Consider the following 919-nt stretch of genomic DNA (forward strand, 5'->3'; position numbering starts at 1 on the left):
TGAGCTTTAGAATAAATACTAACATCGCAGCGATGAATGCTCACGCAAACTCACAAATCACAGATAGAGAGCTTACTAGCTCACTTGGTCGCCTAAGCTCAGGTCTTAGAATTCAAACAGCAGCTGATGATGCATCAGGTCTTGTTATTGCTGATTCACTAAAAAGCCAAGCTAGCTCTTTAGGTCAAGCCATATCTAATGGTAATGATGCAATTGGTATTGTTCAAACTGCAGATAAAGCTATGGATGAACAGATTAAAATACTTGATACTATTAAAACTAAAGCTATCCAAGCAGCTCAAGATGGTCAAAATGCTGATTCTAGAAGAGCTTTACAAAATGATATTAGCAGACTTCTTGAAGAACTAGATATGATAGCTACTACTACAAGCTTTAATGGCCAACAACTACTAAATGGAAATTTTTCAAATAAAAACTTCCAAATAGGTGCTTATAGCAATGAAACAGCTAAAGTAAGCATAGGTGCTACAAACTCAAATACAATTGGGCATACTAGGTTTGAGACACTAAAAAATGTGGTAGCTTCTAATATTTCTCAAATGGCAGATGCAGTTGTAAAACTTAGCGGAATCGATGGATATCCGGGTGGTTATGTATTTCAAACTATTAGCGCAAAAACATTACAAACAGATGGTTTAAAAGCTGTAGCTGAAATGATGAATGGTGTAAGCGATAAAACTGGTATAAGAGCTGAAGTTAATAATACGCAAATATTTGGCCAAGCAATTGCTGCTGGTACAATTAAAGATTTTATGATTAATGGTGTAAAAATCGGTAATATTACTGTAAAAGCTAATGATTCTGACAACGCTCTAATCGGTGCAATTAACGCTAAAAAAGATGAAACCGGAGTAGAAGCAAGCCTAGAAAATGGTAGACTAGTTTTAGCTGCTAAAGA

General features: G+C 35.5%; 1 protein-coding gene. It reads left to right on the plus strand.

The window, feature by feature from the left end; translation table 11 throughout:
• Positions 1–919, plus strand: a 919-nt coding sequence (locus CIGNP109_RS08275; RefSeq protein WP_272887918.1) for a flagellin N-terminal helical domain-containing protein, incomplete at both ends; no start/stop codon positions are given.

It is taken from the genome of Campylobacter sp. P0109 (assembly GCF_002138755.1).
In the GTDB taxonomy this organism is placed as follows: Bacteria; Campylobacterota; Campylobacteria; order Campylobacterales; family Campylobacteraceae; genus Campylobacter; species Campylobacter devanensis.